The organism is Streptomyces sp. Root1310 (assembly GCF_001426425.1).
Taxonomy (GTDB): Bacteria; Actinomycetota; Actinomycetes; order Streptomycetales; family Streptomycetaceae; genus Streptomyces.
In genome coordinates this window covers 79,852-105,480 of sequence record NZ_LMEQ01000004.1, presented here as the reverse complement: position 1 = coordinate 105,480, position 25,629 = coordinate 79,852, and the positions used below count along the sequence as shown (strand labels likewise).

Here is a 25,629-nt window from a genome sequence, read left to right as displayed (position 1 = left end):
GCTTTCCCCCCGGGGCTCACCTAAGGTACGCCAGCCCGGGATGGACGTCGGTATAGCCCTCGACCAGCTTGCGGGCCACGTTCACGGAGTCGACCAGCGGATGCAGCGCGAACGCCTTCACGGCCGTCGCGCGGGAGCCCGATTCGGCGGCGGCCAGCACCTCGCGCTCGACGCCCTTCACCGCGCAGACCAGTCCGGTCGCGTGGTCGGGCAGCGGGGCCACGGCCACCGGATGCGCGCCGTTGGCGTCGACCAGAGCGGGCACCTCGATGACGGCGTCCGCGTCGAGCACGGAGAGGGTGCCCTGGTTGCGGACGTTGAGGATCAGGGTGGTGCGCTCGTCCCGGGCGATGGCCCGCATCAAGGCGAGGGCCACCTTCTCGTAGCCGCCGGAGAGGTCGTCGGCGTCGCGCTCGCCGGCGCCGGCCGTCTCCCGGTTCTCGGCCATGTAGGTGGCCTCGCGTTCGGCGCGGGTGCGGTCCCAGGCGGTCAGGGCCGCGGCGTCGGGGCGCTTCATCTCCTCGTAGAAGCGGGCCTGCTGGTCGGCCAGGAAGGCGCCGCGGGTCTTCTCGACCTGCTGGTAGGCCCGTACGGCCTCCCGGTTGAAGTAGTAGTAGTGCAGGTACTCGTTGGGGATCGCGCCGAGCGACTGCAGCCAGTCGACGCCGAACAGCTTGCCCTCCTCGAAGGAACCGAGCAGGTCGGCGTCGGCGAGCAGTCGCGGGAGTTCGTCGCGGCCGGCGACCCGCAGCCCGCGGACCCAGCCGAGGTGGTTGAGACCGACGTAGTCGATCCACGCCTCCTTCGGGTCCGCGCCGAGCACCCGGGCGATCCGGCGGCCGAGCCCGACCGGCGAGTCGCAGATGCCGATCACCCGGTCGCCGAGGTGACGGGACATGGCCTCGGTGACCAGGCCCGCCGGGTTGGTGAAGTTGATGACCCAGGCGTCGGGGGCCAGCCGGGCCACCCGGCGGGCGATGTCGACGGCGACGGGGACCGTCCGCAGACCGTAGGCGATGCCTCCCGCGCCGACCGTCTCCTGGCCGAGGACGCCCTCGGACAGGGCCACCCGCTCGTCGTGGGCGCGGCCTTCGAGGCCTCCGACGCGGATCGCGGAGAAGATGAAGTCGGCGCCGCGCAGGGCCTCGTCGAGGTCGGTGGTGGCGCTCACCCGGGGCGCGTCGGGGACGGCTGCCGCCTGCTCATTCAGTACACGGGCGACTGCATACAGTCGGCTGTCGTCGAGATCGTGCAGAACGACTTCCGTGACCCGACCCTCGGCGCGGTCCGTCAGGAGCGCCCCGTACACAAGCGGCACCCGGAACCCGCCGCCGCCCAGAATCGTCAGTTTCACGTCTGCACCTTTCCTGCCACGACCACCTCGACGCCCGCCTCCTCGAGGGAGGACCGGGTCGCCGGATCGACCGGCGTGTCCGTCACCACCACGTCCAGGTCCTCGGGACCGCAGACCTTCGCCATGCCCGTACCCGGGAACTTCGCCGAGTCGGCGAGCAGGACGACCTTGTCACCTGCCTTGATCATGGCCCGCTTCACCGGCACTTCGACGACCGTCGTATCCATCACCTGCCCGCCCGGACGCACTCCACTGGTCCCGAGGAACAGCCAGTCGGCATGCAGCTGGCGCAGGTTGTCCTCGGTGAGGAAACCGACCAGGGAGCGGTACTCCCGGCGGACCATGCCGCCGAGCAGGACCAGCTCGATGCCCTCGTCGTCGGCGAGCTCCTCGTAGACCACGAGGTTGCTGGTGATGACCGTCAGCCGGCGGCCGTGCAGCTGCCGGGCCAGGCGGTAGGCGGTGGTGCCGATGTCGAGGAGGACCGACTGACCGTCGGCGACCATGGCCGCCGCGTGGGCGGCTATGGCGTCCTTCTCGCCCACCCGCACCTCGGCGACCTCGGCGAAGGGCTGGTCGCCCTCCTCCGCGACGGCGCCGCCGTGCACCCGGGTGAGGAGGCCGTCCTCCTCGAGTTTCACCAGGTCACGCCTGATCGTGGCGGGGCTCACGCCCAGCTGCTCGGAGAGATCGGTCACGGCCGCGGGGCCACCGGCGCGCAGGGCCCGCAGGATGAGTTGATGTCGTCGTTCTGCCAGCACGGCATGAACACTACTCGTCATCTTCAATCAAATCCATGCTCACTTCTGCTGAGGTATTGACCAATGTCGCCGAGGGGCGCACGATTCCGGTCACCGAATTGAAGAGATTTGACGAGCTCCCCCTGACGGGACGAGCTCCCCCGGCGAGGAGGATGTGCGGTGGACGACGACCGGCCCGAGGTGCTGCTCACCGGGCTGCTCTTCTACGACCTCGTCCTCACGGGGCTCGGCGGACCGCCGACGCCGGGCGAGGAGATCTGGACGGCCGGCATGGGCTGCGGCCCGGGCGGCATCGCCAACCTCGCGGTGGCCGCGTCCCGCTTCGGTCTGCGGACCTCGCTGGCCACGGTCTTCGGCGACGACTTCTACGGCGCCCACTGCCACCAGGTCCTGGCCGGCCAGGAGGGCGTCGACCTCGCCCTGTCCCGGGTGGCCGCCGGCTGGCACACGCCGGTCACCGTCGCCCTGGCGCACGGTCACGACCGCGCCCTGGTCACCCACGGCCAGGAGCCGCCGTACTCGCAGGACGTGCTGATGGGCGACCCGCCCGAGGCGCGCACGGCCCTGGTGCACCTCGAGGCCGAACCGCGCGCCTGGCTCGCCAAGGCGGCCGCGAACGGCACCCTGATCTACGCCGACGTCGGCTGGGACCCCACCCGGCAGTGGTCCACCGACCTGCTCGACCAGCTCTCCCTGTGCCACGCCTTCCTGCCCAACGAGACCGAGGCGATGGCGTACACCCGCACCGACAGCGCGATCGCCGCGCTCGGCACGCTCGCGGAACTGGTACCGGTGGCGGTGGTCACCCGGGGCGCCGACGGCGCGATCGCGGTCGATCAGGCGACCGGCGAGTACGCCGAGGTCCCCGCCCTCGACATGGACGTCCTGGATGCGACGGGCGCCGGTGACGTGTTCGGCGCGAGCTTCGTGGCGGCCTCGCTCGGCGGCTGGCCGCTGGTGGAGCGGCTGCGGTTCGCCGTCCTGGCCGCCGGGCTCTCGGTGCGGCACCACGGCGGGGCGCTGGCGGCCCCCGGCTGGTACGGCGTCGACCGCTGGTGGCGCTCGCTGCGGGACCCAGAGCTCACGCGGGCGTACGGCTTCCTCGCCGACCGCATCCCGGCGGACGTCGGCCCGCCCGTACGGTACGCGCCGGTCACGCCACCCGCCCCGCGGCCCTGACCACGCCCGTATCCGGAAGACGACCCCACGCATGCCCCTCGAATTGCACCCCGTCTGCGAAGACGCGAACAGATCCGAAAGGCGGTGGGAGCTGTGCGGCTCTCACGTAGAGGCCTGCTCCGTGCGGGCCTGGCCGGTTCGGCCGCCACGGCACTCGGCGGCCTGGCGACCGGCTGTGCCGTTCCGACCGGTTCGACCGGCCGGAACATGGTCCTGTGGTACTGGGACGGCGGCCTGGGCGACACGGTCGTCAAGAACGCCAGGGCCCGCTACGACAGCTCGGTCGACCTCCGGGCCATCAAGATCGGCGGCTACTACCGGTCGAAGCTGATCACCACGATGGCCGGCCGCGCCCACGTCCCCGACATCGCGGGCCTGAAGGGCGAGGACATGGCGTCCTATCTGCCCAACGCCGACCAGTTCGTGGACCTGCGCACGCTCGGCGCGGACCGCTACAAGGACCGGTACCTGCCCTGGAAGTGGGAGCAGGGCGTCGCGGACGACGGCCGGATGGTCGGCTTCCCCATCGACTGCGGGCCGGTGGCGCACTTCTACCAGTACGCCGTCTTCCGCAGGGCGGGCCTGCCCTACGAGCCCGCCGACGTGTCGAAGGAGCTCGACACCTGGGAGAAGTTCTTCGCGGCGGGCGAGCGGCTCAGGCAGCGGATACCGGGGACCTCGCTGCTCACCGACGTCAACAGCGTCTTCGAGAACGTGGTCCAGCAGGGCAGCGAGCGGTACGTCGACAAGGACCGCCACTTCATCGGCGACCAGGAGCATGTGCGCAACGCCTGGGCGCTAGCCGTGGAGGCCAAGCGGCGCAAGATCGTGTCGAACCTGGTCACCGGCACCCCGGACCAGCTGTCGGCCGTCGAGGACGGCAAGCTGCCGAGCCAGCTGGGCGCCTCCTGGGCCACCAGCGACCTCAAGAACGGCGTGCCGAAGACCAAGGGCCGCTGGCGGGTGGCCGACATGCCCGTGCGGCCCTCCAACAACGGCGGCTCCTTCCTGTCGGTCACCACGGCGTGCCGGGAGCCCGAGCGGGCGTTCGAGATCATCAGCTGGATGCTCGACGCGGGCAACCAGGCACAGGGGTTCGTGGACGCCGGGCTCTTCCCCTCGACCCCCGCCTCGTACGGCCTGAAGCAGGTGCGCGAGCCGGACGAGTTCTTCGGCGGTCAAGTCACGATGGACATCTTCGGTCCGGCCGCGCAGAAGATCGCGGTCGCCTACAACAGCCCGTTCGACGTCGCGCTCGGGCAGCCCATCAAGGACGAGATCAAGAACGTCGGCGTCCTCGGCAAGGACCCGGACCAGGCCTGGAGTGACGCCATGAGCACATGCCGGCGGATCGCGAAGCACCTGGGGGTGAGCTACTGATGGCCACCCTCCCCGCGCTGGACAAGCCCCCGGCGGTCGTGGCGGACGTCCCCGTCGTCCGGCCCCGGCAGGGCTTCCGGAAGTACTGGCACCTCTACGCCGCGATCTCCCCCTTCTACCTGCTCTTCCTCTGCTTCGGCCTGATCCCCGTCGGCTTCTCGCTCTACCTCTCCTTCCATCGCTGGGACGGCCTCGGCTCGATGGAGTGGGCGGGACTGTCGCAGTACCAGTACCTGGTGAGCGACTCCGAGTTCTGGAGCTCGATCGGGACCACGATCGTCATCTGGGCGCTGGCCACCTTCCCCATGATCTTCCTGGCGATGGTGACGGCCGTGATGCTCAACTCGGCGGTCCGTTTCAAGAACCTCTACCGCGTCGCCTACTTCCTGCCGAACGTCACCTCCGTCGTGGCCATCGCGATCATCTTCGGCTCGGTCTTCTCCACCAACTTCGGCCTGGTGAACGCGTTCCTCCAGGCAATCGGTTTCGACCAGATCGCCTGGCTGAACACGCCGTGGGGCATCAAGATCGCCATCGCGACGCTGATGACCTGGCAGTGGACCGGTTACAACGCGATCATCTTCCTCGCCGGTCTCCAGACCGTCCCGAGCGAGCTGTACGAGGCGGCGCGCATGGACGGCGCGGGGCCGGTGCAGACCTTCTTCAGGATCACGCTGCCGATGATGCGGCCGGTGCTGCTCTTCGTGCTCGTCGTGTCGACGGTCACCGGTCTGCAGAGTTTCTCCGAACCCCAGGTCCTGCTCCAGAACACCTCGAACGACTCGACGTTCTCGGGCGGTCCCGGCCACGCCGGCCGGACGATGGTCCTCTACTTCTTCCAGCAGACCTTCGACAACAACGACTTCGGCTACGGCGCCGCCGTGGCGTGGGGCATCTTCCTCGTCGTCGTCCTCTTCTCGATCATCAACTGGCGGCTGGTGCAGCGCCGGGGCGAAGAATAGGGAGGCCCGCACACCATGGCATCCACCCAAGAAACACGGCGCGCCAAGGGGATCGACGGGTCCCGCCGCAGAGGGATCGGGCTGCACGCCGCTCTCGTCGCCGGCGTCCTGCTCTCGGCCTTCCCGTTCTACTGGGCCGTGATCATGTCGACGCACACGTCGTCGGAGATCTTCTCCTACCCGCCCAAGTTGCTGCCAGGCACGCACTTCCTGGAAAACGTCCGCAGCCTTTTCGACAACATCGACTTCTTCGGCTCGATGTTCAACTCACTGCTGGTGGCGGGATCGGTGACCTTCCTGGTCCTGTTCTTCGACTCGCTGGCCGCCTTCGTCTTCGCCAAGTTCGAGTTTCCGGGCAAACGGTTGCTGTTCGTGTTGCTCATGTTCATCTTCATGGTCCCGGCGCAGCTCCAGGCCATCCCCCAGTTCGTCATCATGGCGAAGCTCGGCTGGATCGGCTCGATGACGGCGCTGATCGTGCCGGCCGCCGCCAACGCGTTCGGCATCTTCTGGATGCGCCAGTACATGAAGGGCGCGATCCACGACGAACTCCTCGACGCCTCGCGCATCGACGGCGCGAACTTCCTGCGCCAGTACTGGCACGTGGCCCTCCCGGTGGTGCGGCCGGGACTGGCCTTCCTCGGCATCTTCACCTTCATGGGCCAGTGGAACGACTACGCCTGGCCCCTGATCGCCCTCACCAACCCGGACAACGTGACCCTCCAGGTAGCGCTGTCCCAGCTCAACGGCACGCACGGCACCACGGACTACGGAATGGTCATGACCGGCGCGCTGCTCGCCCTGGTCCCTCTGCTCATCGTGTTCGCGATCGGCGCCCGTCAGATGATCGGCGACCTCGCGAAGGGAGCGATCAAGTGACCGATCCGCTGCTGGCGCTCCGCCCCTGGGAGGCACCCGAGGTGACCTCGTGGGGACGGCTGCCCATGAACGCCGTCGACCGGCGCTCCGGAGCAAACTCCCTGGACGGCGACTGGCGGTTTCGGTTGCTGTCCGCTCCGGACGCGCCGGTCGGCGGTCCCTGGTCGACGGCATCCGTGCCCGGCGCTTGGACCATGCAGACCATCGAGGGCGCTGCCGACCTTCCGCAGTATCTGAACGTCCGTATGCCGTATACGCAATTCCCCCCACTGTCGCCCGCGGACAATCCGACAGGTGTGTACGAGCGGGAGATCGACATCCCCGCCGGGTGGGCCGGGCGCCGCGTCGTGCTCCAGGTCGGGGCCGCCGAGAGCGTGCTGCTGGTGCATGTGGACGGGCGGCCCGTCGGCATCTCCAAGGACTCGCATCTGGCGGCCGAGTTCGATCTGTCGGGCGTCGTACGCCCGGGGAGCCGCTCCGTGCTGCGGCTGACGGTCGTCAAGTGGTCGGACGCCTCGCACATCGAGGACCAGGACCAGTGGTGGCACGCCGGGATCACCCGCTCGGTGCTGCTGTACGCCACCGACCCGCTGCGGCTGGCCGACGTGAGCGTGCGGGCATCGCGGGACGGTGAGCTGCGGGTCGACTGCCAGGTACGGGACGCGGGCGGAGCCCTGCCCGCGGGCTGGTACGTCGGCGGGGAGCTGGACGGTCTGCCGCTGGCGCAGGACGCGGAGTTCGACCTGGCCAACGCCGAGGAGGAGCGTGTCTCCGACTTCCTCGGCGAGGCGCGGCTGCGCGCACGGGTGCCCGGGGTGCGCGCCTGGACGGCCGAGACGCCCGAGCTGTACGACCTCACGGTCCGGCTGCACCGCGCCGACGGCACCGTCGCCGACACCTCCCGGCACCGGGTCGGCTTCCGCGACGTGGCGATCGTCGGCCGGGATCTGCTGGTCAACGGCGAGCGGGTGTTCATCCGGGGGGTGAACCGGCACGACTTCCACCCCCTGACGGGACGGACCGTGTCGTACGACGACATGCGCGCCGACCTGGTGCTGCTGAAGCGTTTCGGCTTCAACGCGATCCGCACCGCGCACTACCCGAACGACCCCACGCTGTACGACCTCGCCGACGAAATCGGTTTCTACGTCGTCGACGAGGCGGACATCGAGTCCCACGACCACGCCCACGAGATCGCCGACGACCCGCGCTATCTGAACGCCTTCGTCGACCGGGTCTCGCGGATGGTGCTGCGGGACAAGAACCACCCGTCGGTCATCATCTGGTCGCTGGGCAACGAGTCCGACTACGGCGCCAACCACGACGCCGCCGCGGGCTGGGTGCGCCGGCACGACCCGACCCGGCCGGTGCAGTACGAGGGGGCCGCCAAGCGCGGCTGGGCCGATCCGGAGGTCGCCTCCGACATCGCCTGCCCCATGTACGCGCCTCTGGAGGACTGCGTGGCGCACGCGCTGTCCGGGCGGCAGACCAAGCCGCTCATCCAGTGCGAGTACTCCCACGCGATGGGCAACAGCAACGGCACGCTGGCCGACCACTGGGCCGCCATCGAGGCCACCCCGGGTCTTCAGGGCGGGTTCATCTGGGAGTTCTGGGACCACGGCATTCTCCAGCGTGTGAACGACGGAAGACCGGTCGGGCGTGGGGGCGCCGGGCTCTATGACAACGCTGTCGCCGCGCCCGGACACCGCTGGGCGTACGGCGGCGACTTCGGCGAGAAGGACCACGACGGCGCGTTCATCGCGGACGGCGTCGTCTTCCCGGACCGCACCCCGAAACCGGTGATGTACGAGCACCGGGAACTCGCCGCACCGGTACGGCTGCACGGCGTCGGGCCCGAAGGGGTGACGCTCTCCAACCACCAGCACTTCCGGGGCCTGGACTGGCTCGCCGGCGAGTGGGAACTGTCGCTCGCCCACGGCGGGACGCTCACCGCGCAGGCCGAGCTGCCCGACCTTCGACCGGGCGGCACGGTGGAGGTGCCGCTGCCGTTCGCGTTGCCGGACGACGGCGGCGAGGCGTGGCTGACGCTGCGGGTGACGACGGCACGGGATCTGCCGTGGGCTCCGCGGGGCACCGCGGTGTGCGCGCCGCAGGTGCGGTTGCGGGCGCCGGTGCCCGCCGAGGACCCGGTGGGCTCCGGCCGCGTCGAGATCGACGCCGACGGACTCCTCGTCCACCCGCTGCTGGCCTGCGCGCCCGCGCTGTCCCTGTGGCGGGCACCCACCGACAACGACGAGCTGGGCGGTGCGGCACCGCGCTGGCGGAGGTGGGGGCTGGACGCCCTCGTGCGCAGGCTGGTGTCCGTACACCAGGAGGGCGACGGGGTGACCGTGCTCGCCGAGTACTCCGGCACCACCGGCGTCGTCCGCCACCGGCAGGTCTTCACGCCGGTGGAAGGCGGCGTCCGGGTCGACGAACAGGCGGAGCTGCCACCGGAGTTCGACGACGTGGCGCGTGTCGGCTCGGTCTTCGAGACGGTGGCGGGACCGGACCGGCTGGACTGGTTCGGGCAGGGCCCCTGGGAGTCGTACCCCGACCGGAGCGCGGGCGCGCCGGTGGGCCATCACCATGCCCGGGTCGACGCGCTGTTCACCCCGTACCTGCGCCCGCAGGAGAGCGGCGGCCTGCACGGTGTACGGCGCTTCACGCTCTCCGCGCCGGACGCCGCGGGCTTCTGCGTCACTCTGGACGAGCCGCGCCAGGTCTCCGTCACGCGCTACCGCGCCGAGGACCTGACGGCCGTCACCCACCACGACGAACTCGTCCCCCGGGCCGGCTGCGTGGTGCACCTCGACGCGGCACACCGCGGCCTCGGCACGGCCTCGTGCGGCCCCGACACCTTCCCCTCCTACCTCGTCGCACCGGGCGTCCACCGCTGGAGCTGGACCCTGCGCGTCCTCTGAACTCCCTTTGAAAACAACGGACTTACGTACGGAGCACACGTGTGCACTTCGCATGCCCAGGAACAGGGCGAGGCCGCGCGGGCCGGTGCCGGAAGACGCGGTTTCCTCCGGGCCACCGCGCTGCTCGGCGCGGCCGCCACGGCCGGACTCGCGCTGCCGGCCACCGCCGAGGCGGCCTCCGCCCAGTGGCGCCCGGACCCGGAGAGCCGCCGATTCACGCTCGCCGTCATGCCCGACACGCAGTACCTCTTCGACGGCCCGAGCATCGACAGCGCGCCGGTCGAGGCGTCCTTGCGCTACCTCCTCGACCAGGGCAAGCACGAGAACCTCGTGTTCCTGTCGCACCTCGGCGACCTCACCCAGAACGGGGCGAAGGACGAAGTCGCCGCGATCAGCGAGGCGTTCGGGCTGCTCGACCGGCGCGGGATCGGCTACAGCGTGCTGGCCGGCAACCACGACGTGCGGTCCTCGACGACCGACCAGCGCGGCGCGACCCCGTACCTGGACGCCTTCGGCCCGCAGCGCTTCCGGGGGAAGCCCATGTTCGGCGGGGCCTCCCCCGACGGCTACAACACCTTCCACCTGTTCCGGGCGGGCGGCCGGGAGTGGATGGTGCTGGCGCTGGACTGGCGCCTGTCGGAGGAGGGGTACGCCTGGGCGGCCGGTGTCCTCGCCCGGCACCCGAGGACGCCGGTCGTGCTGACCACGCACGAGCTGGTCGCCGGGGACGACTCCCTGTCGGCGTACGGACAGCAGCTGTGGGACCGGCTGATCGAGGACCACGACCAGATCTTCCTCACCCTCAACGGGCACTACTGGCCCGCCGGTCGGGCGACGCGCAGAAACGCGGCGGGGCATGATGTCGAGTTGCATCTGACGAACTATCAGAACCGGTACTTCGGCGGCGCCGCGATGATCCGCCTCTACCGCTTCGACCTCGACCGGAACGTCATCGACGTGGAGACGGTTTCGCCCTGGATCCTCGGCCGGGCCGCGAAGGGGCTCAACGAGCTGGAGCGGCAGGAGATCGAACTGAGCTCAGACGCCGACCGGTTCACGGTCGGCATCGACTTCGCCGAGCGCTTCGCGGGCTTCGATCCGGTGCCCGCGCGCCCTGCCCGTCCGGTGTCGAAGGTGCTGGTGCGCGACACGGTCGCCTACTGGCGGTTCGACGGCCACGAGGACGGCACCGCGGTCGGCGGCACCGTCCGTGACCTGTCCGGGCACGGCAACGACCTCGCCCTCGTCACGGTGGCCGGCGGTGCCCTGACCTGGTCCTCCGACCACCATCGTGACCAACCCGGCCACGGCAGCCTGGAGTTCCGGGGCTACAAGTCCCCGCTGAGGGGCGCCTACCTGCGCACGGTCGACGGCGCCCCGCTCAACTCGGCTACCTTCAGGACCGGTTACACCATCGAGGCGTTCTACCGTCTCCCGGCCGACTGGGACCCGTCGCACCACGCCTGGTCGGGGCTGGTGAGCAGGACCGGGACAGGCGGCGCCGCGGGCAGGACCGGCGACGACCCCGACGAGCCGCTCGCCACCCTCTCCCTGTCCGACGACCGGGAACCGCAGTGGGCCATGCGTCCGCTGAACCAGGAGGGCATCGCCACCAACTGGGGTCAGGAGACTCCGCTGGAGACCTGGTGGCACCTCGCGGTCGTCAACGACGGCCGGCACACCACGCTGTACGTCGAGGGCTGCCCGGCGGTGCGCAATCCGAAGGCGGCGGCCGTCGGCGTCACGTCCCTCGGGCTGCCGTGGCTGCTCGGCGGCTACGAGTACGGCGGACAGATCGACCAGATCCTGCACGGCCGCCTCGGCGACGTCCGGATCGTCGCGCGGGCGCTGCCCGTCACCTCCTTCATGAACCACTGACCTCCCTCATGAACCACCGACCTTCTGTACGAGGATCACCGTGACCGAGCAGCAGCTGCCCGCCTGGGCCGATCCGTCCGTCTCGCCCGCCGCTCTCGACGCCCAAGGCGTGTCGAGGCGCGGACTTCTGCGCCGCGCCGGCCTGTTCGGCGCCGCGTTCGCCCTCGGCGGGGCCGCCACCCCGGCCGTCGCCGCCGCCGGCCGGGGCCACGGCGGTGAGGACCCGCGTCTCGCCTACCTGGTGGGCGACCACCACGTCCACTCCGTCTACAGCCACGACGCGAAGTACACCTTCGCCCAGCAGGCAGGGGCTGCCGCCCGGTACGGCCTCGACTGGATGGTCTTCAACGAGCACTCCAACTTCGGGCACGCCTCCTACGGGGCCGCACTGGAGCACAAGGAGATCCTCGAGGCCCGCGCCGCGAACCCGCGCCAGCTGATCTTCCAGGGGCTGGAGTGGTACATCCCGGCCGCCGAGCACTGCACGGTGTTCGCCACCCCCGGCCCGCACGAGGTCGACCTGCTCACGCGCTTCGAGCTCGCCTACGACGGCAAGCTGCTGGGCTACACCGAGGGAGCCGCCGGCGCGACGGACACCGCGCGCAACGAGGCGCACGCCGTCAGGGCGATCAAGTGGCTGGCCGAGCAGCGCCGCAGCGGCTACGTCGACGACGTCCTCGTCCTCGCCAACCACCCGCTGCGCCTCGGCATCGACTCCCCGCACGAGCTGCGGGCCTGGCGCGACGCGGCGCCCGAGATCGTGATCGGCATGGAGGGCGCGCCGGGCGCCCAGGGCGCCGCGATCCCCGGCCGGCGCGGTGCCACGTCCGTCCGCGGTGAGTACGAGAACAAGCCGTCCGCCCAGTCCTGGGCGGGCTACCCGGCGGACGCCTACCTCACCTACGGCGGCTTCGACTGGGCCACCGCGACCGTCGGCGGCCTGTGGGACTCGTTGCTGGCCGAGGGCAGGCTGTTCTCGGTCACCACCAACTCCGACAACCACCGGACCGTCTTCGACACCTGGAAGAACGGTGACTGGCCCGCCGGACAGAACTTCGACAACACCGGCAGGCTCCCCGAGCCGGTGAACACCGCCACCCCGCAGGCAGGCAGCGACTTCTGGCCGGGTCAGTTCAGCCGCACCCACGTCGGCGTGACCCGCTACGGCTACCGCGCGGTGATGACGGGCCTGCGCGAGGGCCGGGTCTGGCTCGACCACGGGCATCTGCTCGACGGCCTGGAGGTCCGGCTGCGGCGGGAGCACCGTGGCGGTCGGGGCGTCACGCTCGGCGGCCGGCTCCGGGTGCGCAAGGGCGAGAAGCTCATCCTGGAGATCACCGTCACCAGTGCGTCCCGCCCCAACCCCCAGGGGACCCTGCCGCAGTTGGCACACGTGGACGTGATCCGGGGCGCGGTGCGCGGCGCGGTGTCCGACCGCGACACCTGGCGGGCTCCGGACACGAAGGTGGTCAGCACGACGGACGTGAGCGGCCGCAAGGGGACCTACACCCTGCGCGTCCCGGTCGCGGTGGGCGACGAGTCCTGCTACCTCCGGCTGCGGGGCAGCGACGGCAACCGCAACGGAACCGGTTACCTGGGTGCTTCCGTGGACCCGCACGGCCCGATCCCCCACGAGCCGGGCAACGGCGACCCGTGGGCCGACACCTGGTTCTACGCCAACCCGATCTTCGTGGACGTGGTCGGCTGACGCGGCCCTGGAAGGGGCGTGGGGAACTGCGCGACCGGCACAGCGGTCCCGCAGTTCCCCACCACGTCAATCCCTGACGGCACCGCCTTCACGGAGCCGACGGCGCCGCCTTCGCGGTGCCCTACGCGTAGAAGCGCGACAGGCTCTGCAGCACCGCCGCGGGCTTCGCGCCGCCCTCGATCTCGATCGCCCCGTCCACGGTGATCTGCACCCCGCCCGGCACGTCCGCGACCTCGGTCAGCTTGCCCACCAGGCGGATCCGCGAGCCGACCTTGACCGGCGAGGGGAAACGCACCTTGTTCAGCCCGTAGTTGACCTTGGTCGTGACGCCCTGGACGTCCAGCAGCTCGGTGAAGAGCGGGATGAACAGGGAGAGCGTCAGGTACCCGTGGGCGATCGGCGCTCCGAAGGGCCCGGCGGCCGCCCGCTCGGGATCCACGTGGATCCACTGGTGGTCCCCGGTCGCGTCCGCGAACGTGTCGATGCGCTCCTGGGTGACCTCGATCCACTCGCTGGTGCCCAGGTCGCTGCCGGCCAGCTTCTTCAGCTCGTCGAGACCGTTGGCGGTGATGCTCATATTCCGTTCCTCACAGGAGAGTTCACAGGGGGAGTCGTTCAGGATTCGGTGCCGAAGCGGGAGCGCACCCGGGATTTCAGGAGCTTTCCCGAGGCGGTGCGCGGGAGTTCGTCCGCCACCACCACCGACTTGGGGATCTTGTACTTGGCGAGCCGCCCGGACAGCGAGGCCAGCACCTCGTCGGGGTCGAGCGAGACGCCCTCGCGGGGCACGACGACCGCGCGCGGCACCTCGCCCCACTTGTCGTCGGACACCCCGATGACCGCGCACTCCACGATGTCGGGATGGGCGAGGAGCAGGTCCTCGATCTCGGCGGGGTAGATGTTCTCCCCGCCGGAGATGATCATGTCCTTGATGCGGTCGACGATGTGCACGTAACCGTCTTCGTCGACCCGGGCCGCGTCCCCGCTGCGGAACCAGCCGTCGGCGAAGGAGGCGGCGGTCTCCTCGGGCAGCCCCCAGTAGCCGGGCATGACGTGCGGCCCGCGGACGACGACCTCGCCGGTCTCGCCGGCCTCGACGGGTGTGAGGTCGGGGCGCAGGACCCTTACGTCGCTGAAGAAGTGCGGGACGCCGGCCGAGCCCGCCTTGCTGACCGCGTGCTCGGCGTCCAGGAACAGCGTGCCGGGGGACGCCTCGGTCATGCCGTAGCCCTGGAGGAAGGTGAGTCCGCGTTCCTGGTAGGCGGCGATCAGCGGCGTCGGCACCGGGGAGCCGCCGCAGGTCAGGATCCGCAGACTGGACAGGTCCGCGTCCGCCCAGCGCGGGTGCCGGGCGATCTGTTCGAACATCGTCGGCACCCCGAACATGAAGGTGATCCGGTGCCGCTCGATCAGGCCGAAGGTGGCCTCCGGGTCGAAGGCCTCGACCAGGACGCAGCGGCCGCCCTTGAGCAGCACCGGCAGGGTCAGCATGTTCAGCCCGGCCGTGTGGAACAACGGCGCGGAGACCAGGGCGCGTTCGTCGGCGGTCAGATCGGTGTCGACGAGGACGTTGACCGCGTTCCAGGTGAGGTTGCCGTGCGTGAGCATGGCGCCCTTGGGCCGGCCGGTCGTGCCAGAGGTGTACATGATGATGCAGGTGTCGTCGGGGGTGACCGGCGTGTCGACCGGTTCGTCGGAGGCGGCCGCGAGCTCCCCCTCGTACTCGGCGCCGACCTCCAGGTACGTCCGGACGTCCGAGTTCCCGGGCAGGCCGGCGACCAGGCCGGCGTGCGAGGGGCCGTAGACGAGCGCCTTGGCACCGGAGTCGGCGAGCTGGTAGGCGATCTCGGGGCCCGCGAGGCGGGTGTTGAGGGGGACGAACACCGCGCCGAGGGTGCCGGCGGCGAACAGCGTCTCCAGGTAGGAGGGGTGGTTCGGGCCGAGGTAGGCGATGCGGTCGCCGCGCCGCACACCCCGGGCACGCAGGGCGTGGGCCAGGCGGGTGGTGCGTGAATACAGTGTGCGATAGTCCGTCGACTGCTCACCGTGGACCAGCGCGGTGCGGTGCGGGGTCTTGCGGGCCCGGCGTGCGGGCCACGACCCCAGTCCCTCGTTGCGCATCTTCCACGCCCCTTACGGTGTGGTCAGCCCGAGCAGACGGGCGGCGTTCTCCTTGAGGATCTTCGGCTTCACCTCGTCCTTGATCGTCAGCTTGTCGAAGTCGGCGAGCCAGCGGTCGGGGGTGAGGACGGGGAAGTCGGAGCCGAAGAGGACCTTGTCCTTCAGCAGCGTGTTGGCGTACTGCACCAGCTGCGGCGGGAAGTACTTCGGCGACCAGCCGGACAGGTCGATGTGCACGCCCGGCTTGTGGGTGGCGACGGCGAGGGCCTCGTCCTGCCAGGGGAAGGACGGATGCGCCAGGATGATCTTGAGGTGCGGGAAGTCGGCCGCCACGTCGTCCACGTGCAGCGGGTTGGAGTACTTGAGCCTGATCCCGCCGCCGCCCGGGACTCCGGCGCCGATGCCCGTCTGACCGGTGTGGAACAGGGCGATGGTCCCCGTCTCCTCGATCACCTCGTACAGGTCGTACGCCACCGAGCGGTCGTTGGGGAAGAAGCCCTGGATGCTGGGGTGGAACTTGAAGCCCTTCACCCCGTACTCCTCGACCAGGCGCCGGGCCTGCTTCACGCCCGCCCTCCCCCGGAAGGGGTCGATGGAGGCGAAGGGGATGAGGACGTCGGCGTTGGCGGCGGCGGCCTCGGCGACCTCCTCGTTCGGGACCGGCGCCGTGCCCGTCGCGGACTCGGCGTCCACCGTGAAGATCACGGCGGCCATCCTCCGCTCACGGTAGTAGCGGGCCGTCTCCTCCAGGGTGGGCTTCCGCTTGCCCTCGACCTTGAAGTAGGCGGAGGAGGCGTCGTGCAGGTCGTCGTCCAGCGAGGAGTGGCCCTTGGACGACACCTCGGCGTGGGTGTGGACGTCGATCGCGACCAGTTCGCCGACGTTCATGGCGGGGTTCGCGGCGGGGGTCGTGGAGGGGCTCATCACGCCTCCGGGAACGAGGGGGCCGGGATGCCGACCGTCTGGAGCTCGGCGCCGACCGAGGCGGGGAAGACGTCGGCCAGGCTCTCGGGCGTCCAGCCGCCGTCGGCGTAGGCCGCGCGGATCTCCTGCGGATGCGACCAGAGTGCCACCTTGTCGCCGCCGATGCCGATGGCCTGGCCGGTGATGCCCCGGGCGGCCTCGGAGGCCAGGAAGGGCACCAGCGCCGCACAGTCCTCGGGGGTGCCGAAGCCCTCGCCCTTGCGCAGGAAGTCCGGGAACGGCTCGCCGTTCTTCAGGGCCTCGACGTAGGGGGCGAAGGCGGGGATGGTCTCGGTCATCGCGGTCGCGGCGACCGGGACGATCGCGTTGACGGTGATGCCCGCGCGGCCCAGCTCCATGGACCAGGTGCGGGCGAAGGCGGCGATGCCGGCCTTGGCGGCGGCGTAGTTCGTCTGACCGAAGTTGCCGCGCTGGCCGGCCGGGGAGCCGACGAGGATCAGCGTGCCGCCCTCCCCCTGCTCGCGCATCCGTACGGCGGCGGCGCGGGCGCAGGTGAAGGTGCCCTTGAGGTGGGTGGCGATCACCGCGTCGAAGTCGTCGTCGGTCATCTTCCACAGCACCTTGTCGCGCAGGATGCCCGCGTTGGTGACCAGGACGTCGAGCCGGCCGAACTCCTCCACGGCACGGTTCACCAGCCGGTCCGCCGCCTCCGTCGTACCGACCGGGACCACTTCGGCGACCGCCCGGCCGCCGGCCGCGACGAGGGACTTCACGGCCTGCTCGGCCACGGCCTCGTCGACGTCGTTGACGACCACGGACGCGCCGCGGGCGGCCAGGGCATGGGCGTAGGCGAGGCCGAGGCCCCGGCCGCTGCCGGTGACGACGGCGACCTTGCCGGTGAGATCGATGCTGGGCACGACGGTGTCCCTTCCCATGGGGTGCGCACGGTGCTGTGCGGGGTGCTGACTACGAGATCGAAGCTAAGAGCAATAATTGTTGACGTCAATAGTTGTTGTAGTCCTATGGGTGCGTCATGCTGGAATCTGTACGCAGAACCACCCCGGAAGGGGACCGAGCCCAGGGAGCCCGCCATCGCCCGCCAGGACAACGCAAGCAACGCCGCCCCCATCGACGCGGACGAGCCGTGGATGCGCGGGCTGCACGCGGACACGGGCTATCTGCTGTACCGCCTGGGACTGCGCTCGGGTCAGCTGTTCAACACGTTCCTCCAGGAGTCGGGGGTGCGGCTGCGGCACTACGCGGTGCTGCGCTTCCTCGCCACCTCCGAGGGCGCCCTTCAGCGGGAGCTGAGCGCGCGGCTCGGCTACGACCCCAGCGCGATCGTCGGCCTGGTCGACGACCTGGAGAAACTGGGCTTCGCCGAGCGCCGCCCGGCACCGGACGACCGCCGCAGCCGGATCGTCGTGCTCACCGAGGACGGCCGCTCCTTCCTGCGCGGCACCGACGAGGCGGGCCTGCGGGTGACGAACGAACTGCTGGACCCGCTCGGCCCGGCCGACCGCGAGACCCTGCACTCCCTGCTGCGGCGGATCGCCGAGGACGGGCTGGCCTGATGCCGTGAGGAGCACCCGATGGACCGGGGCGATCCCGCCGTGACCGCCCGCTCCGCGCCCGGCCGACTGCTGGCCGTGCTCGCCGCGTTCGACCACACCCACCCCGCGCTCACCCTGACCGACATCAGCCGCCGTGCCGGTCTGACCCTCACCACCGCGCACCGGCTGGTGAGCGCTCTGACCGAGTGGGGCGCCCTGGAGCGGGACCCGTCCGGCGTGTACCACGTGGGGCTGCGGCTGTGGGAGGTGGCGGCACTGGCGCCGCGCGGCCTGGCACTTCGGCAGGTCGCGCTGCCGTTCCTGGAGGACCTGTACGAAGCCACGCACGAGAACGTGCAGTTGGCGGTGCGGGACGGGTCCGAGGTCGTCTACACCGAGTGGCTGTCGGGGCGTTCGGCGGTCGGGGTGCACATCCGGGTGGGCGCCCGCTGGCCGCTGCACGTGACCGGCGTGGGGCTCGCACTGCTGGCGCACAGCGACTTCGCACTCCAGGAGGAGTACTGCGCGGGGCCGTTGGCCTCCTACACCGCCCACACCATCACCGATCCCGCGCGGTTGCGCCGGGTACTGGCCGAAGTCCGGCGCTCCGGAGTCGCGGTGAGCAGCCGTCAGGTCACCGACGACGCCCTGTCGGTGGCCGCCCCGGTGCGCGGCCCGGGCGGTGCGGTGGCCGCCGCCGTGTCGGTCGTCGTCCCGCACGCCGACGCGCAGGTACCGGTACTGGCACCGGCCGTACGTCTCGCGGCACGCGGGATCTCCCGGGCCCTGGGCTGGCAGCCGGACGGCCGGCCCGGCTGAGTCGCCGCACCCCGCCGACGCCCGCTCGCGAGGGCCGGGTCGGCCGGGTGCCGGGCGGACCGGGGTCGGCGGTCGGGATACGGGCGTGCGTCCACGGCGCACACCCGAAACCCGGTTGGCGCCCCGGAGGTCCCCGGCGAGAATGCCCCACCATGACGGAGACGACGGAGATAGGCCCACTGGGCCCGGAGGACCGCGCCGCGTGGGAAGTGCTGGCGCGCGGCTACAAGGCCTTCTACCGCACCGAGGTGCCCGACGACGGCTACGAGGAGATGTGGCGACGCCTGCGGGACGGCAGCGAGGTGCACGCCGTCGGCGCCCGGGCGGAGGGACGGCTGGTGGGCATCGCCCACTACCTGTTCCACGCCTCGGCCTGGCTGGCGGACAGCTGCTACCTGCAGGATCTCTACGTCGACGAGGCCGTGCGCGGCAGGGGGGTGGCACGGGCGCTGATCGAGCGCGTGGCCGAGGCGGCCCGGGAGCGGGGCGCCGCCCGGCTGTACTGGTCCACTCAGGAGGACAACACCTCGGCCCGCGCCCTCTACGACAAGGTGGCGGCCTTCAACGGGTTCATCCGCTACGACTACCCGCTCGCGTAGGGCCCCCGGGGCCGGGAACGGGGACGGGGAGGTGGACGAGAGACGGGGGACGGGGACGGGGGGACGGCAAAGGGTCGGGGCCGGGCTTGGACGGGGGGCCAGGCACCGCCGCGAGCCAGGCGTGATCACGAAGCCTTGCCGCGGGCGCCAGGCGCGGACGCCGTCGCCATGCGCGGACGCGGGCGCCATGCGCGGACGGGGCGATCGGCCCCCTCCCCCGCACCACCCCCACGGCGAGCCGCACCGGTCCACTTCCCGTCCCCCCTCTCCTCCCTCTACGAACGAACCCTCGCTACGAACCGGCCCTCACGTCTTCCCCCTCCGGCGATCCGGCGCCTCGCCCCAGGATCGGTACTGCCGGGCGAGTTCCTGGCGCGTCGCCCCGGTGGGCGCCCGTGTCACCCCGGCGGGCGCCGGCGTCTCTCAGGCCGTCCTCACAGGAATCTCAGGCTGCGACCCGGTGATTCAAAGGATCGCCCCATCTACGAGGCGCAGGATGCACCCGCAAAGGTGGACAACTCAGGAAGGCGTGCCGTGGGCGTCTCGCACATATCGAACCGGTCCGAACAGCAGCCGGAGGGCTGGTCCCGGCGCGCGATCCTGGGCGTCCTCGGGGCCGTCCCGGCCGTCGCGCTGACCGGGTGCAGTTCCGGGTCGGCGGACGCCTCGGAGAACACGACCGGGACCGGGACGTCGGGCTCGGTGTCCACGAAGGCCTCGCCGGCCGCCGAACAGCCGGTGATCACGGTCACCCCCGCCGACGGCACCAGGAAGGCGGCCTTCACCAGCCCCGTCGAGGTCACCGTGACCGACGGCACGCTCGCCTCCGTGACGGTCACGGGCAACGACGGCTCGACGCTCGCGGGCTCCCTCGACGAGGCCGGGACCACGTGGACGTCCACGGCCCACCCGTACTCCGGGACCAAGTACACGGTCACCGCCCAGGCGGAGGGCGCCGCCGCGCAGACCGCCACCTTCACCACCAAGTCCCCGGGCGAGACCTTCGTCGGCTACTTCACCCCCGAGGCGAACTCGACCTCCGGCGTGGGCATGCCCGTGTCGATCAACTTCTCGCACGCCGTGTCCGACAAGGCCGCCGTGGAGAGGGCGATCACCGTGACCGCGGAGCCGGCCGTGGAGATCGTCGGGCACTGGTTCAGCGCCACCCGGCTGGACTTCCGGCCGAAGACCTACTGGGCGGCCGGGACGACGATCACCCTCGGTCTGCGGTTGAAGGACGTCGAAGGATCGGATGGCGTATACGGTATGCAGTCGAAGGACGTCACCTTCCACATCGGCCGCGCACAGATCAGCACCGTCGACCTGTCCAGCAAGAAGATGACGGTCGAGCGGGACGGCGCGACCCTGGCCACCTACCCCGTCTCCGGCGGCGACGCCGACCACACCACCTGGTCCGGGATCATGGTGATCAGCGAGCGCTTCAAGCAGACCCGGATGGAGTCCTCCACCGTCGGCCTCGGCGACGAGTACGACATCTCCGACGTCCCGCACGCCCAGCGCCTGACCACCTCCGGCACCTTCGTCCACGGCAACTACTGGGCCTCGGCCTCGATCTTCGGCAGCCGGAACACCAGCCACGGGTGCGTCGGCCTGCACGACGCCAAGGGCGCGAACGACAGCTCCGTCGCCGGCTACGAGTTCTACGCGAGTTCGATGCTCGGCGACGTGGTGATCGTCAAGAACTCCGGCGAGAAGACCGTCGACGCGGCCAACGGACTCAACGGCTGGAACCTCTCCTGGGCGGACTGGACGGCGGGCAGCGCGCTTTAGCACGTTTGCGTGGTTCAACCCGTGAACTTCCTTGCCACGAAAGGACTTTCCTTGCTTTAAGTCTTGACGGCCTCTGGGACGGAGAGCACATTGGGCCCACTTTGAGAGCGCTCTCAAGCGCTCTCGAAGTCACCCGCGCCCATCACTCCGTACCCGAGAGGCACCCCCCCCCATGAGTGCAACCTCCGGCATCCCCCGACGGCGACGCGCACTCGTCGCCGTGCTCAGCACCCTCGGCCTGGCGGCCGCCGCCGCGGCGGCCGTCACCCTGCCCGCGAACGCCTCCGCGCCCACGCCCCCGTCCGGCTGGACGCAGGTCTTCCTCGACGACTTCACCGGTGCCGCCGGCACCGGGGTCAACACCTCCAACTGGCAGTACAGCACCGGGACCTCGTACCCGGGCGGGCCCGCCAACTGGGGCACCGGCGAGGTCGAGACGATGACCAACAGCACCGCCAACGTCTCGCTCGACGGCAACGGCAACCTGCGGATCACCCCGCTGCGCGACTCCGCGGGCCGCTGGACCTCGGGCCGCATCGAGACCAACCGCACCGACTTCCAGCCCCCGTCCGGCGGCAAGCTGCGGGTGGAGGCCCGCATCCAGATGCCGAACGTGACCGGCACCGCCGCCGAGGGCTACTGGCCCGCCTTCTGGGCGCTCGGCTCGCCCTACCGCGGCAACTACCAGAACTGGCCGGGCGTCGGCGAGCTGGACATCATGGAGAACGTCCAGGGCCTGAACAAGGTCTGGTCGACGATGCACTGCGGCACCAACCCCGGCGGCCCGTGCAACGAGACCACCGGCATCGGCAACTCCGTCGCGTGTCCGAACACCACCTGCCAGTCCGGCTTCCACACCTACAGCATGGAATGGGACCGCTCGGTGAGCCCCGAGGCGATCCGGTTCTACGTGGACGGCGTCAACTACCACACCGTCACGGCGAACCAGGTCGACGCGACGACGTGGACCAACGCCACGAACCACGGGTACTTCGTGATCCTGAACGTCGCGATGGGCGGCGGCTTCCCGGACGCCTTCGGCGGCGGTCTGGACGGCGACACCCAGCCGGGCCACCCGATGGTGGTCGACTACGTGCAGGTGCTCCAGGCCGCGGGCGGTGGGAGCGGTACCACGCCCCCGCCGTCCGGCAGCCGCGACGCCTACGCGACGATCCAGGCCGAGTCGTACGACAGCCACTCCGGCACGATCACCGAGACGACCACCGACACGGGCGGCGGCCAGAACATCGGCTCCCTCGCGAACGGCGACTACGCGCTCTACAAGGGCGTCACCTTCGGCTCCACGGCGGCGACCCAGTTCAGCGCGCGGGTCGCCAGCGGCGCGGCCGGCGGGGTCAGCGGACTGGTCGAGGTACGCCTCGACAGCCGTACCGCCACCCCCGTCGGCAGCTTCGCGGTGGCCAACACCGGCGGCTGGCAGTCGTGGCGCACGATCCCGGCGAACATCAGCTCCGTCACCGGCACCCACGACGTCTATCTGACCTTCACCAGCGGCCAGCCGGCGGACTTCGTGAACGTCAACTGGCTGACGTTCGGCCACTGACCGACGGCCGCGCGACGCCGGGCGCCGGGACATCCCCGCCCGGGTCCGACGCGGCGGCGCGAACACACCCCGGTCGCCTCAGCGCAGTTCCGCGCGAAAGGCCACCGGGGTGCTTCCCGTGTGCAGTTGGAAGAACTTGGAGAAGTTCGCCGGGTCGGGGAAGCCCACCGCCGCACCGACCCGGCCGATCGGCAGGTCCGTGTGGGCCAGGAGCCGCTTCGCCTCCAGGACGACCCGCTTGTCGATGAAACCCTTGGGTGTCTCGCCGGTGGCGGCGCGGACCGCGCGCACGAGGGTACGGCGGGAGTAACCGAGCGCGTCGGCATAGGCGCTGACGCTGTGGTTGGTGGCGAAGTCCCGCTCCACGGCGTCCCGGAACAGCGTGAACGTGGTGTCGGCTCGGCCGCGCGCCGCCTCCGCGCTGCTCGCCGCGAGGTGTGCCAGCCGCAGCAGGAACGCGGTGAGGGCGTGTCGCAGCACCGCCGTGTGCAGACTCAGGGGCAGTGTGCCGCCGGCACCGCCGTCGTCGTACTCGCCGCGCAGATACGTCAGCGCCGCGCGCAGGCCCGCGAGCTGCCGCTCGTCCGGGTGCAGCAGCGGCGGCAGATCGTAGCGGTACAGGCCGGCGGCCTCCACGGTGGCACGCGGCAGGAAACCGGGCTGCATGGTCAGGACCGTTCCGCGGTACCCGCTCGACTTCGAGAAGCGGTGGACCTGGCCCGGGCGGATCCACAGCACGTCACCGGCCCTCGCCTCGTGCTCGGCGAAGTCGATCATGTGGCGGACCGGACCGTCGTCGAAGAGCATCACCACGTGGAAGTCGATGCGGTGCACACGGTCCAGCGGGGCGTCGGTGTGCCACGTGCGACCGGTGCCCATGGGGCCCACCTGCATACCGACGCCGCCGACGCTGAGTTCGACGGGAAAGGGAAAGGTTCTGATGCCCTCACCGGCGCCGTCTTGGGTACTTGTGTCCACCATGTCCATCTCGTGCCGCCCAGTTGCCGCCCCGGGGCGCTCATGTGTCGCCGACGGGTGTCCCACTTTCACCACAGGCTGACACAGGGAGACCTTCCTTCGTAAAAGTCAGACTTTTAGGTTTGAACGCAACAGAGCCGATGACCCGCTCCTATCGAGGATTTCTTGAAGATGAGCACGCAGACACCGAACAACTTCGAGTGGACCGGACTTGACCGGCGTGCCGTCGACACCGCACGCCTTCTGGCGGCGGATGCCGTGCAGCAGGTGGGCAACGGACACCCCGGAACGGCCATGAGCCTGGCCCCGGTCGCGTACACGATCTTTCAGAAGGTGATGCGACACGACCCGGCGGATCCCGAGTGGACGGGCCGTGACCGCTTCGTCCTGTCCCCCGGCCACACCTCGCTGACCCTCTACACCCAGCTCTTCCTCTCCGGCTACGAGCTGGAGCTGGCGGACCTCAAGAGCTTCCGTACGCACGGCTCGAAGACACCCGGTCATCCCGAGTACGGGCACACCGCGGGCGTCGAGACCACCACCGGACCGCTCGGCCAGGGTGTCGCCAACGCCGTCGGCATGGCGATGGCCGCCCGCTACGAGCGCGGCCTGTTCGACCCGGACGCCCCGCAGGGCGAGTCGCCCTTCGACCACACCGTCTGGGGCATCGTCTCCGACGGCGACCTGGAGGAGGGCGTCTCCGCCGAGGCCTCCTCGCTCGCCGGCCACCAGAAGCTCGGCAACCTCGTCTTCGTCTACGACGACAACCACATCTCCATCGAGGGCGACACCGCCACCGCCTTCTCCGAGGACGTGCTGAAGCGGTACGAGGCCTACGGCTGGCACACGCAGCGCGTGGAGCCCACCGAGGACGGCGACGTCGACGTCCCCGCCCTGTACGCGGCCCTGAAGGCGGCGCAGGCCGAGACCGGGCGCCCCTCGATCATCTCGCTGCGCACGATCATCGCCTGGCCCGCGCCGAACGCCCGCAACACCGAGGCCTCCCACGGCTCGGCCCTCGGCGCGGAGGAGGTCGCCGCCACCAAGCGTCTCCTCGGCTTCGACCCGGAGCGCAGCTTCGAGGTCTCCGACGAGGTCCTCGCGCACACCCGTACCGCCCTCGACAGGGGCGCCGAGGCCCACGCGGCCTGGGACAAGCAGCTGGAGAAGTGGCGCGGCGCCGACCCCGGGCGCGCGCAGTTGTTCGACCGGGTCCTCGCGGGTCAGCTGCCCGAGGGCTGGGAGGACGCGCTGCCGGTGTTCGAGCCCGGCAAGCCGGTCGCCACCCGCGCCGCCTCCGGCAAGGTGCTCCAGTCGCTCGGCGCGGTCCTGCCCGAGCTGTGGGGCGGCTCCGCCGACCTGGCGGGTTCCAACAACACCACCATCGACAAGACCTCCTCCTTCCTCCCCGAGGGCAACCCCCTGCCCGAGGCGAGCCCGTACGGCCGTACGGTCCACTTCGGTATCCGTGAGTTCTCGATGGCCGCGGCGATGAACGGCATCGCGCTGCACGGCAACACCCGCATCTACGGCGGCACGTTCCTGGTGTTCTCCGACTACATGCGCAACGCCGTCCGGATGTCGGCTCTCATGCAGCTGCCGGTGACGTACGTGTGGACGCACGACTCCGTCGGCCTCGGCGAGGACGGCCCCACCCACCAGCCGGTGGAGCACCTGGCCTCGCTGCGCGCCATCCCGGGCCTGAACGTCGTCCGCCCGGCCGACGCCAACGAGACGGCGATCGCCTGGGCCGAGATCCTGAGGCGGCACGCCACCCGGCCCGCCCCGCACGGCCTGGCCCTCACCCGTCAGGGCGTACCGACGTACGCGCCGGACCCGGACGCGGCGAAGGGCGGTTACGTCCTGGTGGAGTCCTCGACCGCGACCCCCGAGGTCGTCCTCGTCGCCACCGGCTCCGAGGTGCAGCTGGCCGTCGCCGCGCGCGAGGCGCTGGAGGCCGAGGGCATCGGCGTCCGGGTGGTGTCGATGCCGTCCGTGGAGTGGTTCGAGGAGCAGCCGCGTGAGTACCGCGACCACGTCCTGCCGCCGTCGGTGAAGGCCCGCGTCGCGGTCGAGGCGGGCATCGGCCTCACCTGGCACCGCTTCGTGGGGGACGCCGGACGCATCGTCTCCCTCGAACACTTCGGCGCCTCCGCCGACGCGAAGACCCTGTTCGCCGAGTACGGCTTCACCGCCGAGAACGTGGCCGCCGCGGCCCGGGAATCCCTCTCCGCCGCGCGTGGTTGATCCGACCG

At 70.8% G+C, this 25,629-nt stretch carries 20 protein-coding genes; 13 read left to right on the top strand and 7 right to left on the bottom strand.

What is annotated here, in order from left to right:
• Positions 1-16 precede the first annotated feature (16 nt).
• The gene (locus ASD48_RS13025) at positions 17-1,354 is read right to left on the bottom strand and encodes a 6-phospho-beta-glucosidase (protein ID WP_057601723.1); all 1,338 of its coding nucleotides are present in this window, start codon (positions 1,352-1,354) and stop codon (positions 17-19) included.
• Positions 1,351-2,115, bottom strand: a complete 765-nt coding sequence (locus tag ASD48_RS13020; protein ID WP_057601722.1) for a DeoR/GlpR family DNA-binding transcription regulator — start codon at positions 2,113-2,115, stop codon at positions 1,351-1,353. Before ASD48_RS13020 ends, ASD48_RS13025 begins: the two co-directional genes overlap by 4 nt.
• Positions 2,116-2,274: 159 nt before the next feature.
• Here ASD48_RS13020 and ASD48_RS13015 point away from each other — a divergent pair, with 159 nt between their 5' ends.
• From ASD48_RS13015 to ASD48_RS12985, 7 genes are all read left to right on the top strand, one after another.
• Complete coding sequence (locus ASD48_RS13015; protein WP_057601721.1) at positions 2,275-3,294, top strand: carbohydrate kinase family protein; 1,020 nt, start codon at positions 2,275-2,277, stop codon at positions 3,292-3,294.
• 93 nt (positions 3,295-3,387) lie between these two features.
• Entirely contained in the window at positions 3,388-4,674 is a 1,287-nt protein-coding gene (locus ASD48_RS13010; RefSeq protein WP_057601720.1) for a substrate-binding domain-containing protein, read from the top strand.
• A complete protein-coding gene (locus ASD48_RS13005; RefSeq protein WP_057601719.1) occupies positions 4,674-5,636 on the top strand; it encodes a sugar ABC transporter permease in 963 nt (320 codons plus the stop codon). The genes ASD48_RS13010 and ASD48_RS13005 overlap by 1 nt, the downstream gene beginning before the upstream one ends.
• Before the next feature lie 15 nt (positions 5,637-5,651).
• Positions 5,652-6,515 carry a carbohydrate ABC transporter permease gene (locus ASD48_RS13000; RefSeq protein WP_057601718.1) on the top strand — a complete coding sequence of 288 codons (864 nt, stop codon included), beginning with the start codon at positions 5,652-5,654 and terminating at the stop codon, positions 6,513-6,515.
• Positions 6,512-9,439, top strand: coding sequence for a glycoside hydrolase family 2 TIM barrel-domain containing protein (locus ASD48_RS12995; protein ID WP_057601717.1), 2,928 nt, complete (start codon positions 6,512-6,514; stop codon positions 9,437-9,439). Before ASD48_RS13000 ends, ASD48_RS12995 begins: the two co-directional genes overlap by 4 nt.
• A 39-nt stretch (positions 9,440-9,478) precedes the next feature.
• Positions 9,479-11,317, top strand: a complete 1,839-nt coding sequence (locus tag ASD48_RS12990) for a LamG-like jellyroll fold domain-containing protein (protein ID WP_057601716.1) — start codon at positions 9,479-9,481, stop codon at positions 11,315-11,317.
• A gap of 40 nt (positions 11,318-11,357) precedes the next feature.
• Positions 11,358-13,025 carry a PHP domain-containing protein gene (locus ASD48_RS12985; RefSeq protein WP_057601715.1) on the top strand — a complete coding sequence of 556 codons (1,668 nt, stop codon included), beginning with the start codon at positions 11,358-11,360 and terminating at the stop codon, positions 13,023-13,025.
• A gap of 121 nt (positions 13,026-13,146) precedes the next feature.
• Here the strand turns inward: ASD48_RS12985 and ASD48_RS12980 are convergent, their stop codons facing one another.
• The 4 genes from ASD48_RS12980 to ASD48_RS12965 are packed head-to-tail and all read right to left on the bottom strand — an operon-like array spanning position 13,147 to position 16,987.
• A complete protein-coding gene (locus ASD48_RS12980; RefSeq protein WP_057601714.1) occupies positions 13,147-13,602 on the bottom strand; it encodes a MaoC family dehydratase in 456 nt (151 codons plus the stop codon).
• A gap of 38 nt (positions 13,603-13,640) precedes the next feature.
• A complete protein-coding gene (locus tag ASD48_RS12975; RefSeq protein WP_057601713.1) occupies positions 13,641-15,146 on the bottom strand; it encodes a long-chain fatty acid--CoA ligase in 1,506 nt (501 codons plus the stop codon).
• Positions 15,147-15,158: 12 nt separating this feature from the next.
• Positions 15,159-16,034: an amidohydrolase family protein gene (locus ASD48_RS12970; RefSeq protein WP_057601833.1), complete on the bottom strand. Its 876-nt coding sequence runs from the start codon at positions 16,032-16,034 to the stop codon at positions 15,159-15,161.
• A 35-nt stretch (positions 16,035-16,069) separates the two neighbouring features.
• On the bottom strand, positions 16,070-16,987 hold the full coding sequence (locus tag ASD48_RS12965; protein ID WP_057601832.1) for an SDR family oxidoreductase: 918 nt from the start codon (positions 16,985-16,987) through the stop codon (positions 16,070-16,072).
• A gap of 231 nt (positions 16,988-17,218) precedes the next feature.
• On the opposite strand from ASD48_RS12965, the gene ASD48_RS12960 reads away from it, so the two are divergent.
• From ASD48_RS12960 to ASD48_RS12940, 5 genes are all read left to right on the top strand, one after another.
• Entirely contained in the window at positions 17,219-17,644 is a 426-nt protein-coding gene (locus tag ASD48_RS12960; protein WP_057601712.1) for a MarR family transcriptional regulator, read from the top strand.
• Between the two features lie 18 nt (positions 17,645-17,662).
• Positions 17,663-18,442, top strand: coding sequence for an IclR family transcriptional regulator (locus tag ASD48_RS12955; RefSeq protein WP_057601711.1), 780 nt, complete (start codon positions 17,663-17,665; stop codon positions 18,440-18,442).
• Between the two features lie 152 nt (positions 18,443-18,594).
• A complete protein-coding gene (locus tag ASD48_RS12950) occupies positions 18,595-19,041 on the top strand; it encodes a GNAT family N-acetyltransferase (protein WP_057601710.1) in 447 nt (148 codons plus the stop codon).
• Positions 19,042-19,575: 534 nt separating this feature from the next.
• On the top strand, positions 19,576-20,832 hold the full coding sequence (locus ASD48_RS12945; protein ID WP_057601709.1) for an Ig-like domain-containing protein: 1,257 nt from the start codon (positions 19,576-19,578) through the stop codon (positions 20,830-20,832).
• 172 nt (positions 20,833-21,004) lie between these two features.
• Positions 21,005-22,396 carry a glycoside hydrolase family 16 protein gene (locus ASD48_RS12940; RefSeq protein ID WP_057601708.1) on the top strand — a complete coding sequence of 464 codons (1,392 nt, stop codon included), beginning with the start codon at positions 21,005-21,007 and terminating at the stop codon, positions 22,394-22,396.
• A gap of 78 nt (positions 22,397-22,474) precedes the next feature.
• Here ASD48_RS12940 and ASD48_RS12935 read toward each other — a convergent pair whose 3' ends face one another.
• Positions 22,475-23,377 carry an AraC family transcriptional regulator gene (locus ASD48_RS12935; RefSeq protein ID WP_057601831.1) on the bottom strand — a complete coding sequence of 301 codons (903 nt, stop codon included), beginning with the start codon at positions 23,375-23,377 and terminating at the stop codon, positions 22,475-22,477.
• Between the two features lie 168 nt (positions 23,378-23,545).
• Between ASD48_RS12935 and tkt the strand changes: the two genes are divergently transcribed.
• Positions 23,546-25,621 carry a transketolase gene (gene tkt, locus ASD48_RS12930; RefSeq protein ID WP_057601707.1) on the top strand — a complete coding sequence of 692 codons (2,076 nt, stop codon included), beginning with the start codon at positions 23,546-23,548 and terminating at the stop codon, positions 25,619-25,621.
• The last annotated feature ends 8 nt before the right edge of the window (positions 25,622-25,629 follow it).